The following is a 16,805-nucleotide window of genomic DNA, read 5'->3' as shown; positions in this document are numbered from 1 at the left end:
AGATGCCCACCGATAAGACGCCTCCAAACAATAGCGGCGGCCCTTCACGCCTGTTTATTCTGCGTCCGGTAGCTACCACGTTGTTGATGGTGGCGATCCTGTTGGCGGGGATTATCGGCTACCGCGCGTTGCCGGTTTCTGCTCTGCCGGAAGTGGATTACCCCACCATTCAGGTCGTCACACTGTATCCCGGTGCCAGCCCTGATGTCGTGACCTCGGCTATTACTGCGCCGCTGGAACGCCAGTTCGGTCAGATGTCAGGCCTGAAACAGATGTCATCGCAAAGCTCCGGCGGTGCGTCGGTTATCACTTTACAATTTCAATTGGAGTTGCCGCTCGACGTTGGCGAACAGGAGGTTCAAGCGGCGATCAACTCCGCCACTAACCTGCTCCCCACTGATCTGCCCTATCCACCGATTTACAGCAAGGTTAACCCTGCCGATCCGCCGATCCTGACGCTGGCAGTTACCTCCAGCGCCATGCCAATGACTCAGGTTGAGGACATGGTGGAAACCCGCGTCGCGCAAAAAATATCGCAGGTCGGTGGCGTTGGTTTGGTCACTATTTCCGGCGGTCAACGCCCAGCAGTGCGGGTAAAATTGAATGCTGCGGCGATGGCGAACTATGGGCTAGATAGCGAAACCATTCGCACCACCATCACCAATGCTAACGTCAACTCCGCTAAAGGGAGTCTTGATGGCCCAACACGCTCGGTCACGCTTTCCGCTAACGATCAGATGAAATCCGCCGACGATTATCGGCAATTAATCGTTGCCTATAAGAACGGTGCCGCGATCCGGTTGCAAGACATCGCCACTATCGAACAAGCGGCAGAAAACACCAAACTGGCTGCTTGGGCGAATAAACAACCCGCGATCGTGTTAAACATCCAGCGTCAACCAGGCGTCAACGTCATCACCACCGCCGACAGTATTCGCGAAATGCTGCCCACGTTGATAAAAAGTCTGCCGAAATCAGTGGATGTGAAGATCCTCACTGACCGCACCACCACCATCCGCGCTTCGGTTAGCGACGTACAAACCGAGTTGCTACTGGCGATTGCACTGGTGGTGATGGTGATTTACGTGTTCCTGCGTAACGTCCCTGCGACCATTATCCCCAGCGTCGCGGTGCCGCTGTCGTTGGTCGGCACCTTTGCGGTGATGTATTTCCTTGGCTTCTCCGTCAACAACCTAACACTAATGGCGCTCACCATTGCCACCGGGTTCGTGGTAGACGATGCCATCGTGGTCATCGAGAACATCTCGCGTTATATCGAGAAAGGCGAGAAGCCGCTGACCGCCGCGCTAAAAGGTGCCGGTGAAATCGGCTTTACCATTATCTCCCTCACCTTCTCGCTGGTAGCGGTACTGATCCCACTGTTGTTTATGGGCGACATTGTGGGTCGTCTGTTCCGCGAGTTCGCCGTCACACTGGCGGTAGCGATTTTAATTTCCGCAGTGGTGTCACTGACGCTGACGCCGATGATGTGCGCCCGCATGTTGAGCCACGAATCGCTGCGCAAACAGAACCGCTTTTCACGTGCTTCGGAACGTTTTTTTGAGCGTGTGATTGCGCAATACGGCGTGTGGCTGAAAGTGGTGCTGAATCACCAATGGCTGACGCTTGGCGTCGCCTTCGGCACCATGGCACTGACAGTATTACTGTACTTGTTGATCCCGAAAGGTTTCTTCCCGCTGCAAGACAACGGCATTATTCAGGGCACCGTGGAAGCACCACAGAGTGTTTCGTTTAGCAATATGGCGGAACGCCAGCAACAGGTAGCGGCTGAAATTCTCAAAGATCCGGCGGTGGAAAGTCTGACCTCCTTCGTTGGCGTCGATGGCAGCAACGCCACGTTGAACAGTGGACGTTTGCAAATCAACCTGAAACCATTGAGTGAACGTAGCGAACGTATTCCAGCGGTGATCACCCGCTTGCAACAACAGGCTGATAAATTCCCCGGCGTGAAACTGTACCTGCAACCGGTGCAGGATCTGACTATCGATACTCAAGTTAGCCGCACACAATATCAGTTCACGTTACAGGCGATGTCGTTAGATCAACTCGGTCTGTGGGTGCCTAAATTACTGGATGAACTGAAACAAACGCCGCAACTGGCGGACGTAACCAGCGACTGGCAGGCTCAGGGATTAGTGGCTTACATCAATGTCGATCGCGACTCGGCCTCTCGTCTCGGTATCAGCATGAGTGACGTCGATAACGCATTGTATAACGCTTTCGGGCAACGCTTGATTTCGACCATTTATACTCAGGCCAACCAGTATCGTGTCGTACTGGAGCACGACGTCAGCCATTCTCCCGGCTTAAACGCGCTAAATGATATTCGCCTGACCAGCAGCAATGGCACCACGGTGCCGCTGAATACTATCGCCAAAGTTGAAGAACGTTACGGTCCATTGTCAGTCAACCATCTCGATCAGTTCCCGTCGGCCACCATCTCGTTCAACGTAGCGGATAGTTATTCGCTCGGCGAGGCAGTGAAAGCCATCACGCAGGCAGAAAAAAGCCTTGAGATGCCGAACGACATTACAACTCAGTTCCAAGGCGCGACCTTGGCATTCCAAGCCGCACTCGGCAATACGTTGTGGCTGATTCTGGCGGCAGTGGTCGCGATGTATATCGTACTCGGCATTCTGTATGAGAGCTTTATTCACCCGGTGACGATCCTTTCTACCCTACCCACTGCGGGGGTCGGGGCGCTGTTAGCCTTGATAATGGCAGGCAAGGAACTGGATGTGATCGCCATCATCGGCATTATCTTGCTGATCGGCATCGTCAAAAAGAACGCCATCATGATGATTGACTTCGCCTTGGCCGCCGAACGTGAACAAGGTATGTCACCGTATGACGCGATTTATCAGGCCTGTTTACTGCGTTTCCGCCCAATTCTAATGACCACTTTGGCAGCGCTGTTCGGTGCATTGCCGCTGATGTTCAGTACCGGCGTCGGTGCCGAACTGCGTCAGCCGCTCGGTGTGTGTATGGTCGGTGGTCTGGTGATGAGCCAGCTCCTGACGCTGTTCACCACCCCCGTGATTTACCTGCTGTTTGATAAACTGGCGCGCAATACTCACCGTCAGCCAGATGAGCAGGAGCAGCCGTGAAATTCTTCGCTCTGTTCATCTATCGTCCGGTAGCGACCACGCTATTGACGTTGGCGATTGCCATCAGCGGTGTGATTGGCTTTAGCCTGTTACCAGTTGCGCCGCTACCGCAGGTCGATTACCCGGTGATTTCGATCAGTGCCTCGTTGCCGGGAGCCTCCCCAGAAACCATGGCTTCGTCGATCGCCACACCGCTGGAACGGGCGCTAGGTCGCATCGCAGGGGTCAATGAAATGACCTCGATGAGCTCGCTTGGTAGTACGCGCATTATTTTGCAGTTCGATCTCGATCGCGATATCAACGGCGCGGCGCGTGACGTTCAGGCGGCAATCAATGCCGCTCAAAGCCTGCTGCCCAGCGGAATGCCCAGCCGACCCAGTTATCGCAAGGTGAATCCGTCCGACGCACCGATCATGATTTTGACGCTGACGTCGGATACCTATAGCCAAGGCCAGCTCTACGATTTTGCCTCGACTCAGTTGGCGCAAAAAATCGCCCAAACCGAAGGTGTCGGTGATGTTTCAGTCGGTGGGAGTTCATTGCCAGCGGTACGGGTAGAACTGAACCCGAGCGCACTGTTCAATCAAGGTATTTCGCTCGATTCAGTGCGTCAGGCCATTAGCGATGCCAACGTGCGTAAGCCACAAGGGGCGGTGGAAAATCAACAACAACGCTGGCAATTACAAACCAACGATGAGTTGAAAACCGCCGCCGATTATCAACCGTTGATCATTCACTACAACAACGGTTCGGCTGTGCGCTTGAGTGACGTTGCCGATGTCAAAAACTCGGTGCAAGACGTGCGTAACGCCGGTATGACTAACGGCATTCCCGCGATCGTACTCACCATCAGCCGCTCGCCAGATGCCAATATCATTGAAACGGTTGATCGTATCCGCGCCGAATTGCCCGAATTACAAGCCAATATTCCGGCCTCGATTCATTTGAATATTGCCCAAGATCGCTCGCCGACCATTCGTGCTTCGCTGGCAGAAGTAGAACAGTCGTTAGTCATCGCAATGGCGTTGGTGATCTTGGTGGTGTTTATTTTCCTGCGCTCGGGTCGCGCCACCTTAATTCCTGCGGTAGCCGTACCCGTCTCGTTGATTGGCTCCTTCGCCGCCATGTATCTGTGCGATTTCAGCCTCAATAACCTGTCACTAATGGCGTTAACTATTGCCACTGGTTTTGTGGTTGATGATGCCATCGTGGTGTTGGAAAACATCTCACGGCACGTCGAAGCCGGGATGAAACCCATCAACGCGGCACTAAAAGGGGTTACTGAAGTGGGCTTCACCGTGCTGTCGATGAGCGTGTCGTTGGTGGCGGTGTTTATCCCATTGCTGTTGATGGAAGGATTACCGGGCCGATTATTCCGCGAATTTGCCGTCACGCTTTCGGTATCGATTGGCCTGTCGTTGCTGGTTTCACTGACACTGACACCAATGATGTGCGCTTATTTATTGCGCCACCAGCCCGCTCGCTCACAACGCCGCGTGCGTGGTTTTGGTCGCATGTTGTCAGCCTTGCAGCAAGGTTATGGCCGCTCACTCAACTGGGTGCTGGGTCATGCGCGTTGGGTGTTAATGCTATTCTTGGCAACCATCGCGCTAAACGTCTGGCTGTATATCAGCATCCCGAAAACCTTCTTCCCCGAGCAAGACACCGGACGCTTAATGGGCTTTATTCAGGCCGACCAAAGCATTTCGTTTCAGGCCATGCGCGTCAAGCTGGCAGATTTTATGAAGATTGTACATGACGACCCCGATGTCGATAACGTGACCGGTTTTACTGGCGGCTCACGCACCAACGCGGGTTCGATGTTTATCTCATTGAAGCCGCTGTCGGAGCGCAAAGACAACGCCCAAGAGGTCATCGCCCGTCTACGAGGTAAACTGGCAAAAGAACCGGGGGCCAGCCTATTCCTGATGGCAGTGCAAGATATCCACATAGGTGGACGGCAGGCCAATGCCAGTTATCAATACACGCTGTTGGCGGACGATCTCAGTGCACTACGCGAGTGGGAACCTAAAGTCCGCAACGCATTGTCAGCATTGCCTGAACTGGCAGACGTCAATTCAGATCAGCAAGACAAAGGTTCAGAAATGGATCTGGTTTATGACCGTGAAACCATGACGCGGCTGGGGATTTCGGTCTCCGACGCCAACAATCTGTTGAACAATGCTTTTGGCCAAAGGCAGATTTCCACCATTTATCAGCCACTGAATCAATACAAAGTGGTGATGGAAGTCGCGCCACCTTACACACAAGACGTCAGTTCACTAGACAAAATGTTCGTGGTTAATAGTGATGGCAAGGCCATCCCGCTGTCGTACTTCGCCCATTGGCAACCCGCCAATGCCCCGCTTTCGGTGAATCATCAGGGGCTGTCGGCGGCATCGACTATTTCATTTAACTTACCGGAAGGCGGCAGTCTGTCAGATGCTACCGACGCAATAGATCGCACCATGACGCAGCTTGGTGTGCCGCCGACGGTACGCGGTATGTTTGCTGGCACCGCGCAAGTATTCAAGGAAACCTTGAAGTCGCAGCTATTCCTGATTCTGGCGGCGATCGCGACGGTATATATCGTGCTCGGCATATTGTATGAGAGCTACATTCACCCGCTGACTATTCTGTCGACACTCCCTTCTGCCGGGGTTGGCGCACTATTGGCACTGGAGTTGTTTGGCGCACCGTTTAGTTTGATCGCCTTGATCGGTATTATGCTGTTGATAGGTATCGTGAAGAAAAATGCCATTATGATGGTGGACTTTGCTCTCGACGCGCAGCGGAACGGCGGTCTTAGCGCGCACGACGCCATCTTCCAAGCGAGTCTGTTGCGCTTTCGCCCGATTATGATGACCACGTTAGCGGCGCTGTTTGGTGCTTTGCCTTTAGTGCTGACCAGTGGTGACGGTGCGGAACTACGCCAACCGTTAGGGATCACCATCGTCGGCGGCTTGATCATGAGTCAGTTACTGACGCTGTACACCACACCAGTGGTTTATTTGTACTTTGACCGCTTGCAGATGCGTTTTCGCCGCGGCAAAAAACTGGAGCCGTTACCCGAGTAGCCCTATGAACTCACAGCCCGCATCAGTGAAATGGCAACTTTGGATCGTGGCGTTTGGCTTCTTTATGCAAACGCTAGATACCACTATCGTCAATACCGCCCTGCCCTCAATGGCACTTAGTTTGGGTGAAAGCCCGCTGCGCATGCAGTCGGTGATCGTGTTCTACGTGCTGACGGTGGCGGTAATGCTTCCGGCCAGCGGCTGGTTGGCCGATCGTGTCGGGGTAAAGTGGGTATTTTTCAGCGCCATTATCCTTTTCACTCTCGGTTCGATTCTGTGCGCACGTTCAGGAACCTTGAATGAACTGATTTTCTCGCGGGTGATTCAAGGGATCGGCGGTGCCATGATGGTGCCGGTTGGGCGCTTAACGGTGATGAAAATCGTGCCACGCAGTCAGTATATGGCGGCGATGACCTTCGTCACGTTGCCCGGTCAAATCGGACCATTAGTTGGCCCAGCGTTAGGCGGTTTTCTGGTGCAATACGCCAGTTGGCATTGGATCTTCTTGATCAATATTCCCGTCGGTATCGTCGGTGCCATCGCCACATTGATGATCATGCCCAATTATCAGATGCAAACCCGACGTTTCGACATCAGTGGTTTTATTATGCTAGCGATTGGCATGGCGACGCTGACGTTAGCACTCGACGGGCACAAAGGCATGGGCTTATCCCCTATCGCCATCGCCGGACTGGTCGCCTGTGGTCTGGCGGCACTGGCCGGTTATTGGTGGCATGCTCGCGGCAACAATCGGGCATTGTTCTCACTGAGGTTATTCAAAACCGCGACTTACAAAGTTGGTTTGATCGCTAGCCTGTTAGCACGAATCGGCAGCGGGATGATCCCGTTTATGACCCCGCTGTTCTTGCAGATTGGTATGGGCTTTTCCCCATTCCACGCGGGTTTGATGATGATCCCAATGATTCTCGGCAGCATGGGGATGAAGCGCATCGTCGTACAGGTGGTAAACCGCTTTGGTTATCGCAACGTGCTGGTCACCGCCACGCTGATGCTAGCTTTGGTTAACCTGATGTTCCCGCTGATGGGTTTGCTCGGTTGGGTGTATCTACTGCCAGTCGTGTTGTTCTTGTTGGGAACGGTCAATGCTTTGCGTTTCTCAGCGATGAATACCCTGACATTGAAAGACTTGCCAGACCGCTTAGCCAGCAGCGGTAACAGTTTGCTGTCGATGGTGATGCAACTTTCGATGAGTCTGGGCGTTAGTCTGGCCGGGATCTTGATCGGTAGTTTCGCTCATCATCAAATCGTCGCCGACAGCCCGGCGATTCACAGCGCCTTTATGTACACCTATGCCTGTATGGCGTTGATTATCGCACTCCCTGCTTTGGCGTTTGCGCGCGTACCTGCCGATACCGCGCCCAATCGCGCATTAACTAAAGAGCCGGGTAAAGGCTCCACGAGGTTGCAATGAGAATAGGCATCACCGGGAAACTGTTTCTGGCCATTTTCGCCACCTGCATGTTGGTGCTCATCACCATGCATTGGGGAGTACGCGTCAGCTTTGAACGCGGCTTTACCGACTATATCAAGCACGGTAACGAACAGCGCATCAATATGCTGCGCGACGCTCTGGAAGATCAATACAGTCAACACGGCAATTGGGATTTTTTGCGCAATAACAGCCAAATAGTCTTTCAGATCATGCGTTCATATGAACAAAATGATGACCGCCGTAACAGTTTGCCCCCCAAGGGGTGGCGCACCCATTTCTGGGTGGTTGATAAGCAATTTCGCAAACTGGTGGGTTATTCTGATCCAGTGCAAAAAGAAGGGCGTCGCACTCCGATCCGTTACAAAAATCAAATTGTTGGCTGGGTCATCTCCACACCGCCAGAGCGCCTGACACGCAATGCCGACATCAATTTCGATCTCCAACAACGGCGTACCAGTTGGATGATTGTGGCACTATCCGCCCTGCTAGCCGCTGGTGTAACTTGGCTCATGTCGCGCGGTTTGTTAGCGCCAGTCAAACGATTGGTCGAAGGTACTAACCAACTGGCGGCTGGTAATTTCACCACCCGCGTCGCCGTCAGTAGCCAAGACGAATTGGGTCGGTTAGCGCAAGATTTCAATCAACTCGCCATCACGTTGGAAAAAAACGAACAGATCCGCAACGCCCTGATGGCCGATGTTTCCCATGAGCTGCGCACCCCGTTAGCGGTACTGCGTGGCGAATTGGAAGCTTTACAGGACGGCGTGCGCCAACCCACCCCCGCTTCGCTCAATTCGCTGCTGGCAGAGGTCGCGACCTTAACTAAGCTGGTGGATGATGTACATCAACTCTCTCTGTCTGATCTCGGTGCGTTGGCGTATCGAAAATCATCGGTAGATTGCGTACATCTGCTACAAATCGCCGTAGCCGTATTCCGAGAACGTTTTCGTGCTAAGGGGCTGGAAATCATCACCCATTTGCCACCGCGCGCTATGCTATTTGGCGATCCGGATCGTCTCAATCAGTTGTTCAATAACCTGCTGGAAAACAGCTTGCGCTATACCGATAGCGGCGGATGCTTGGAGATCGGTATCGAACAACAATCCGATCGATTAACATTCTATTGGCAAGACAGCGCACCGGGCATTAGTGATGAACAATTAACCCGTATTTTTGAGCGCTTTTATCGCACCGAAGGTTCCCGTAATCGTGCCAGCGGCGGCTCCGGTTTGGGATTATCGATCAGCTTGAATATCGTTGAAGCCCACGGCGGGACCATCAGCGCACAGCATTCACCTTTGGGCGGTGTACGTATTACCGTAGAATTTCCCCTTTTTGCTAACAGCAAGGTGTCGTGATGGAAAACCAACCCTTACAGATCATGATTGTGGAAGACGAACCCAAACTGGGTCAGTTACTGGTGGATTATTTGCAGGCTGCAGGTTACGCCACTCAATGGCTGACGAACGGTAATGACGTTATACCTACCGTACATCAACAATCACCGGCATTGATTCTGCTGGATCTGATGTTGCCGGGAAGCGATGGTCTGACTATTTGTCGTGAGTTACGCCGGTTTACTGATGTCCCGGTAGTGATGGTGACAGCCAAAATCGAAGAAATTGATCGTCTGCTAGGGTTAGAAATCGGTGCCGATGATTATATCTGTAAACCCTATAGCCCACGTGAGGTGGTTGCTCGGGTAAAAACGATTTTACGCCGCTGCCAACGCCCGATGGAAATCACCGAAGAAGCGCTGTTGAATATCGATGAACCCCGTTTTCAAGCCAACTATATGGGGCACTTGCTGGATCTCACCCCAGCAGAATTCCGTCTGTTAAAAACCTTAGCCTGCCAGCCGGGTAACGTATTTTCACGCGAACAGTTGCTGAATAATCTTTACGACGATTATCGCGTCGTCACCGATCGCACCATCGATAGTCATATCAAGAATTTACGCCGTAAGTTGGAGTCAATCGACGGTGAAAAAGCGTTTATTCGCTCAGTGTATGGTGTGGGGTATCGTTGGGAAGCCGAGGCTTGCCGGTTGGTGAATGGGGTTTAAGTCTGGCGTTACCACAGCGGCAGCATCAAAGTGTCTGGTTGTAATTCCGATGGAATAAAACCCCAATGACAGTAAAAATCTTTAGCCGATTCAGAAAGCGCATGAACTAATAAAGCCCGAGTGCCAACTTGATCGGCCACTTGTAGTGAACGTAACACTGCATCTTTTAATAGACCACTCCCCACGCCCAGCCCTTGCAAGCGACGATCAACCGCCAAACGCCCTAGAACCAAAACAGGGATGGGATCGGGCATATTACGCCGAATACCGCCAGAGGCGACTCTACGTTGAATGCCTCCTGTAGCTAAAGCGTAATAGCCCACAATCCGTTTTTGGCTATCCGTAACAACAAAAGTACGAGATGCGCCAGTCATCTGGTTCTTTAACGCATTTCGCTGCAACCACTGATTCAACGTGGGTTCGGAACAATCAAACTCAACCGTAGAATGCTGTGCTATCAGTAACTCTGGTGCGTTTATTTTTCCCAAGGTGACTTCCTATCTAATAGCGCCCGGAGCCTATCATTGTTAGCAACGGGTTGTTCCAACTGTTGCTCAAATGCCGCGTACTGCGCCTCGTCTACCATAAATAAACGTTGATCCAACAATACGTCCTTCGCAGCCTGACAAGCCGCGTCCAAAATAAAATCTGTCCGCGATTTTGCACTTAGCTGTGCCGCAGCATCGATCAACTCGCGTTGAAAAGCTTTCGCGCGAATATTGATCGGTGTTTCTTTCAATTCGACTTTCATCGTCCAATCCTGATCTAACAAAACAATGGACATTAATCATACCTCCATGTGTAGCTAACTGCTATACGAATTATTAAACCGCCCAATCCTCAACTAACAACCCAAATAGAGCCTCCCAATTGTTTGGTTTAGCTGCCCGAGTCGATAATACAACATCACCATTCTCTTCACGGTGGATGTAAACAAAATCTGTATCGAATTGAAATTCCACGGGTAACCTCACCGCCTGATTCCGACCATTCTTAAAAAGTTTAGCGACTCTTTCCATCGACCATCCCCACAAATAACCTTGGCATATGCCTACATGAGGAGATTGCCAAGAGCTAAGCCGCTTATCTTTTATCCACAACAAAATTAAGACTACGCCAACATACACCTTGTTTTCCCAGCATGAAAAATGAAAACCACCGTTTTTTCCAACCTTGCGATCAGCTACGCAATCTCTTTGTTAGCTTCTGGTGCGGTTACATCAATTGGCAAAAAAACTCCGAGTCAGCGCAAATAAATTGTCCGTTTATTGAGCTAATCTGTTAGTGACACTTCAGAAGCACCGATTCTCAAGCCATTGGCTACACTGACATCAATTATCGAAAGAAATAGGAGAAGGATCATGGCAAACGGGCATTATGAGTTGAAAAAATCGACCAATGGACAGTTCCACTTTAACCTGAAAGCCAGTAATGGAGAGATCATCCTTACCAGCGAGATGTACGCCAGCAAAGCCTCCGCAGAGAATGGTATTGCTTCAGTGCAGACCAATTCACCGAATGAGGCGCAATACGAATTAAAAGTCAGCACCAGTAATAAACCTTACTTTGTCTTGAAGGCTAAAAACCATCAGATCATTGGTAATAGCCAAATGTATACTTCTGAAGCCGCAGCAAAAAATGGTATCCAGTCGGTGATAAAAAATGGCCCGACAACGGATATTCGTGATTTAAGCGTGTAATTTCATGTCACTCATACGCGCGGTGTTCCCTCTACATCGCGCGTTTTTCTTATGATGAAGATCAATTCCCCTTGGATAATTCTGGTTAATTACTGATTTCTGATCGTACTGCGGCTACAATTCCCCGCTTTTGCTGCGCCATTGAGTGGCGCAGTACTGACCTGAAATCAGACCGAGATTACCCTATGTTTGCTACGACACAGTTTGCTACGACACAGTTTGCTACGACGCAGTTTGCTCCAACACCATTTACACCAGAACTCCTCTCCCCGGCGGGAACGCTGAAAAACATGCGTTACGCCTTCGCCTATGGTGCAGATGCTGTCTACGCCGGGCAACCACGCTACAGCCTGCGGGTGCGCAACAACGAATTCAACCACGAGAACTTGGCTCAGGGCATTAATGAAGCTCACGCGCTAGGTAAAAAATTCTACGTGGTGGTGAATATTGCGCCGCATAACGCCAAGTTGAAAACCTTCCTGCGTGATCTGAAACCCGTGGTCGAAATGGGGCCAGATGCGCTGATAATGTCCGATCCTGGCTTAATCATGATGGTGCGCGAAGCCTTCCCAGAAATGGATATCCATCTCTCGGTACAGGCCAATGCGGTGAACTGGGCAACAGTGAAGTTCTGGCAGCAAATGGGGCTGACGCGCGTGATCCTGTCGCGTGAATTGTCTTTGGAAGAGATTGCCGAAATCCGTAGCCAAGTTCCCGACATGGAATTGGAGATTTTCGTCCACGGAGCCTTGTGCATGGCTTATTCCGGTCGCTGTCTGCTCTCGGGCTATATCAATAAGCGCGATCCAAACCAAGGTACTTGCACCAACGCTTGCCGCTGGCAGTATAAAGCGGAAGAAGGTAAAGAAGACGACGCCGGTAGCATCGTGCATATGTATGAGCCGATTGCGGTGCAAACCGTTGAGCCAACGCTGGGCATTGGCGCACCAACCGATAAAGTCTTCATGCTGTCCGAAGCGCAAAAACCGGGCGAGTATATGAGTGCCTTTGAAGATGAACACGGCACTTACATCATGAACTCGAAAGACCTACGGGCAATCCAGCATGTGGAGCGTCTGACCCAACTTGGCGTCCATTCACTGAAAATCGAAGGTCGCACTAAATCGTTTTATTACTGCGCGCGTACCGCTCAAGTTTATCGCCGTGCTATTGACGATGCTGTTGCGGGTAAGCCATTCGATGCCACCCTGCTAACGACGTTGGAAGGGTTGGCACATCGCGGTTATACCGAAGGTTTCCTGCGCCGCCATACGCACGATGCTCAACAAAATTACGAATACGGTTCGTCGCTTTCTGAGCGTCAACAATTTGTCGGTGAATTTACCGGTGTACGCCGTAATGGTTGGGCTGAAGTTGACGTAAAAAATAAATTCCTGCTTGGCGATAGCATCGAGTTGATGACGCCCGGCGGCAATGTGATGTTCACATTGGGAAATATGCAAAATAAAAAAGGTGAAGCGATAGATGTGGCTCCAGGGAACGGCCATATGGTTTATTTGCCGATCCCAGAAGATGTCGACCTCAATTATGCGTTATTGATACGCAATTTGCCGGGAACAAATAACGCGTAATCCTAAAAAAGTCATCGTCATCCTTGGATGACGATTTCTCTCAAATATTAGAATCTGATCACATCAATGAGCTACTCTTTTGGTTACTATAAATCCGCTTAAAACCAAGAACGAAAATATTTGTATAGCAATACTAGGAACCACCTCCTTAGCCAACCTAATCTCCCTTGGGTTGGCTTTTTCTTTTGCAAAAACAATAATTAAAGCATTAACATGGCTAATTAGTTAGAACTACTATTCTTCTAAAGTTAATAATATCGCTTTATTAATTAAGACTCTCATCTATTATCTCAAAAATAAATAAAATTAACCGTCATCCATCTCAAGTATCGTTTAATCGCTTTTATTACCTAGGTTCATTATTTTTATGTCAGCGATTGCACTTAAAATTTAACTGAATATTCTGATAGCCTACGCCCCATCACTCGTTTATGGTTTATCTCATTAACTCAATTGAGGGAGTGATAATGACGCAACAAACGCCAACATTACTTATCATTAACGGCAAAAGTGCCAGTAATGAAGACGTTCGTACCGCAGTGCAAAAAATGCGTGACGAAGGTGAAACGCTACATGTTCGCGTTACTTGGGAATATGGCGATGCCGCCCGTTATGTCGAAGAATCCCGCCAATTGCAGGTCACCACCATTATCGCTGGCGGCGGTGACGGCACTATCAATGAAATCGCAGCTGCGTTAATTTCCCTCCCTGCAGAACAACGGCCTATTTTGGCTATTCTACCGTTGGGCACTGCCAATGATTTTGCCGTGGCCTGTAACATTCCTCCCAACGTAGAGCTGGCATTACAGCTAGCCGTAAAAGGACGCGCGGTGCCGATCGATCTGGCTAAGGTCAACGATGAGCGTTATTTCATCAACATGGCGACCGGTGGTTTCGGCACCCGCATCACAACCGAAACGCCAGAGCGGTTGAAAGCCGCGTTAGGCGGCGTCTCCTATTTCATTCATGGCTTACTGCGCATGGATACGCTGAAGGCTGATCGTTGCCGAATCCGTGGGCCGGATTTTCACTGGGATGGCGACGCCCTAGTGATTGGCATCGGCAATGGTAAACAAGCCGGTGGCGGCCAGCAACTTTGTCCAGATGCTTTGATCAATGACGGTTTACTGCAATTACGGTTGTTGGTCGCCGAGGAATTGCTGCCAGCCATTATCACCAGCTTATTCAATGGAGAAGAGAACAAAAACGTGGTGAGTGCGGCACTACCTTGGTTAGAGATCGACGCACCACACGAAATCACCTTTAACCTTGATGGTGAACCGCTGAAAGGCAAACATTTTCGCATTGAGGTCTTACCCAATGCGATCCAGTGCCGCCTGCCTCCTAACTGTGAATTGTTAGGCTAATTAACTGTATTGGCTCAGATTCCTGAGCCAAATGTCATTTCCCCTCATCTTATATCCATAACCCCATACCACGATGAAATGTGATCATTCCTAGCAAATTTTGAAAATCATACTTGTATGGTAGTTAACTCATGGCGTATTTTTCGCCCATCATATTCGAAGATCAGGATGTCGATGTCATGAAAATTGTTAAAGCCGAAGTGTTTGTTACTTGTCCCGGAAGAAATTTTGTCACGTTGAAAATCACCACCGATAGCGGTCTGACCGGTATTGGTGATGCTACATTAAATGGCCGTGAACTCCCTGTTGCCTCTTATTTGCAAGATCACGTCTGTCCACAGTTGATCGGTCGTGACGCCCATCAGATTGAAGATATATGGCAATACTTCTACAAAGGCGCTTACTGGCGTCGTGGCCCGGTGACTATGTCGGCAATATCTGCCGTTGATATGGCGCTGTGGGACATCAAAGCCAAAGCCGCCAATATGCCGCTGTACCAATTGCTCGGTGGTGCGTCACGCACTGGCGTCATGGTGTATTGCCACACCACCGGTCATTCAGTCGACGAAGTGTTGGACGACTATGCCAAGCACAAAGAACAAGGCTTCAAAGCCATCCGCGTGCAGTGCGGCGTTCCGGGTATGAAAACCACCTACGGCATGGCGAAAGGTAAAGGTTTAGCCTACGAGCCGGCCACCAAAGGTCGCCCAGAAGAGCAGCTTTGGTCATCAGAAAAATACCTCGATTTCACACCAAAACTTTTCGAAGCGGTGCGAAACAAATTCGGTTTCGACGAACATTTACTGCACGACATGCATCACCGTCTGACGCCCATCGAAGCCGCGCGTTTTGGTAAAAGCATCGAGCAATATCGTCTGTTCTGGATGGAAGATCCGACTCCGGCAGAAAACCAAGAATGCTTCCGTCTGATCCGTCAACACACCGTCACGCCAATCGCGGTGGGCGAAGTGTTCAACAGCATTTGGGACTGTAAGCAGTTGATCGAAGAACAACTGATTGACTACATCCGCACCACCATTACTCATGCTGGCGGGATTACCGGTATGCGCCGCATAGCTGACTTCGCTTCGCTGTACCAAGTCCGTACTGGTTCACACGGCCCGTCCGATCTCTCCCCTATTTGTATGGCTGCTGCACTGCATTTCGATCTGTGGGTACCGAACTTCGGCGTACAGGAATACATGGGTTACTCCGAGCAAATGTTGGAAGTGTTCCCACATAACTGGACCTTCGACAACGGCTACATGCACCCAAGCGACAAACCGGGATTAGGTATCGATTTCGATGAAAAACTGGCCGCTAAATATCCGTATGACCCGGCTTACTTACCCGTTGCCCGTCTGGAAGACGGCACTTTGTGGAATTGGTAACAGGAGAGCACGAAATGAAAAGTGTAGTAATCGAACAACCGGGTCAATTGGCTCTCCAAGAGCGCCCGTTGCCACAGCCTGCTGCCAATGAAGTGCGGGTGAAGGTCAAGTTTGCCGGTATCTGTGGTTCTGATGTGCATATTTATCATGGGCATAACCCGTTCGCGAAATATCCACGCGTCATCGGTCATGAATTTTTCGGCGTGATCGACGCAGTCGGTAGCGATGTCGATCCCAAACGACTCGGTGAGCGCGTGTCGGTCGATCCGGTGGTGAGCTGCGGCCATTGCTACCCTTGCTCGGTCGGTCGCCCTAACGTTTGTACCCAGTTGCAGGTGATTGGTGTGCACCGTGACGGCGGCTTCAGCGATTATGCTTGCGCACCGGCACGTAATGCCTACCTGATCCCAGACAATATCAGTGATCGCCATGCCACTATGGTCGAACCCTTTACTATCGCCGCCAACATGACTGCCCATTTAAAACCGACAGCGCAAGACATCGCGTTGATCTACGGCGCTGGCCCGATGGGCTTGACCATTATTCAGGCACTGAAAGGCGTTTACGGCGTTAAGCAGGTGATTGTCGCTGACCGTATTCCTGAGCGCCTGGAAATGGCACAGGAAAACGGTGCTGATCAAGTGTTCAATAACAGCACTTCTTCGCTGCAAAGCGCGTTGGAAAAACAAGGCATTCGCCCCACGCTGATCGTCGATGCCGCTTGCCATCCAAGCATTCTGCCAGAAGCGATTAATCTGGCATCCCCTGCGGCACGCATCGGTATTATGGGGTTCTCATCCGATCCTTGCGTACTGAGCCAGCAGGCCATCACCAGTAAAGAACTGGCGATTTACAGCTCACGCTTAAACAGCAATCGCTTCCCGCAAGTGATCAGCTGGATGACGGAGAAAAAAATCCATCCTGAAAAACTCATTACTCATCAATTTGATTACACACAGGTTACTGATGCGATGGAAATCTTCGAGAAAGACCAAAAACAGTGCTGTAAGGTCTTATTGAAATTCTAAGCGA

At 50.7% G+C, this 16,805-nt stretch carries 13 protein-coding genes; 10 read left to right on the top strand and 3 right to left on the bottom strand.

The window, feature by feature from the left end; all coding sequences use genetic code 11:
* The first annotated feature begins 2 nt into the window (after positions 1-2).
* From AC3ISQ_RS06805 to baeR, 5 genes are read left to right on the top strand one after another with little or no spacing between them, the layout of a single operon-like run.
* Complete coding sequence (locus AC3ISQ_RS06805) at positions 3-3,128, top strand: MdtB/MuxB family multidrug efflux RND transporter permease subunit (RefSeq protein WP_489353159.1); 3,126 nt, start codon at positions 3-5, stop codon at positions 3,126-3,128.
* Positions 3,125-6,205, top strand: a complete 3,081-nt coding sequence (gene mdtC, locus AC3ISQ_RS06800) for a multidrug efflux RND transporter permease subunit MdtC (RefSeq protein WP_489351718.1) — start codon at positions 3,125-3,127, stop codon at positions 6,203-6,205. Before AC3ISQ_RS06805 ends, mdtC begins: the two co-directional genes overlap by 4 nt.
* A gap of 4 nt (positions 6,206-6,209) precedes the next feature.
* A complete protein-coding gene (locus AC3ISQ_RS06795) occupies positions 6,210-7,637 on the top strand; it encodes an MFS transporter (protein WP_489351716.1) in 1,428 nt (475 codons plus the stop codon).
* A complete protein-coding gene (gene baeS, locus AC3ISQ_RS06790; RefSeq protein ID WP_489351715.1) occupies positions 7,634-9,016 on the top strand; it encodes an envelope stress sensor histidine kinase BaeS in 1,383 nt (460 codons plus the stop codon). The genes AC3ISQ_RS06795 and baeS overlap by 4 nt, the downstream gene beginning before the upstream one ends.
* Positions 9,016-9,723 carry an envelope stress response regulator BaeR gene (gene baeR / locus AC3ISQ_RS06785; protein WP_489351713.1) on the top strand — a complete coding sequence of 236 codons (708 nt, stop codon included), beginning with the start codon at positions 9,016-9,018 and terminating at the stop codon, positions 9,721-9,723. Before baeS ends, baeR begins: the two co-directional genes overlap by 1 nt.
* A gap of 8 nt (positions 9,724-9,731) precedes the next feature.
* Here baeR and AC3ISQ_RS06780 read toward each other — a convergent pair whose 3' ends face one another.
* From AC3ISQ_RS06780 to AC3ISQ_RS06770, 3 genes are all read right to left on the bottom strand, one after another.
* Positions 9,732-10,211 carry a GNAT family N-acetyltransferase gene (locus AC3ISQ_RS06780; protein WP_489351711.1) on the bottom strand — a complete coding sequence of 160 codons (480 nt, stop codon included), beginning with the start codon at positions 10,209-10,211 and terminating at the stop codon, positions 9,732-9,734.
* Positions 10,199-10,474, bottom strand: a complete 276-nt coding sequence (locus AC3ISQ_RS06775; RefSeq protein ID WP_489353157.1) for a type II toxin-antitoxin system TacA family antitoxin — start codon at positions 10,472-10,474, stop codon at positions 10,199-10,201. The genes AC3ISQ_RS06780 and AC3ISQ_RS06775 overlap by 13 nt, the downstream gene beginning before the upstream one ends.
* A 73-nt stretch (positions 10,475-10,547) precedes the next feature.
* Positions 10,548-10,742, bottom strand: coding sequence for an antitoxin (locus tag AC3ISQ_RS06770; RefSeq protein WP_489351710.1), 195 nt, complete (start codon positions 10,740-10,742; stop codon positions 10,548-10,550).
* A 342-nt stretch (positions 10,743-11,084) separates the two neighbouring features.
* Here AC3ISQ_RS06770 and AC3ISQ_RS06765 point away from each other — a divergent pair, with 342 nt between their 5' ends.
* The 5 genes from AC3ISQ_RS06765 (at position 11,085) to AC3ISQ_RS06745 (ending at position 16,801) form a co-directional block, all read left to right on the top strand.
* Positions 11,085-11,423, top strand: coding sequence for a YegP family protein (locus tag AC3ISQ_RS06765; RefSeq protein WP_489351708.1), 339 nt, complete (start codon positions 11,085-11,087; stop codon positions 11,421-11,423).
* 290 nt (positions 11,424-11,713) lie between these two features.
* A complete protein-coding gene (trhP, locus tag AC3ISQ_RS06760) occupies positions 11,714-13,015 on the top strand; it encodes a prephenate-dependent tRNA uridine(34) hydroxylase TrhP (RefSeq protein WP_489353155.1) in 1,302 nt (433 codons plus the stop codon).
* Positions 13,016-13,482: 467 nt separating this feature from the next.
* A complete protein-coding gene (yegS, locus tag AC3ISQ_RS06755) occupies positions 13,483-14,382 on the top strand; it encodes a lipid kinase YegS (protein WP_489351706.1) in 900 nt (299 codons plus the stop codon).
* Between the two features lie 179 nt (positions 14,383-14,561).
* Positions 14,562-15,773 carry a D-mannonate dehydratase ManD gene (manD, locus tag AC3ISQ_RS06750; RefSeq protein ID WP_489351704.1) on the top strand — a complete coding sequence of 404 codons (1,212 nt, stop codon included), beginning with the start codon at positions 14,562-14,564 and terminating at the stop codon, positions 15,771-15,773.
* A gap of 14 nt (positions 15,774-15,787) precedes the next feature.
* A complete protein-coding gene (locus tag AC3ISQ_RS06745) occupies positions 15,788-16,801 on the top strand; it encodes a Zn-dependent oxidoreductase (protein ID WP_489351702.1) in 1,014 nt (337 codons plus the stop codon).
* The last annotated feature ends 4 nt before the right edge of the window (positions 16,802-16,805 follow it).

This window comes from Serratia sp. KH_031 (assembly GCF_057839655.1).
The sequence above is the reverse complement of the archived record's forward strand: the minus strand, read 5'-3'. Positions and strand labels throughout refer to the sequence as shown.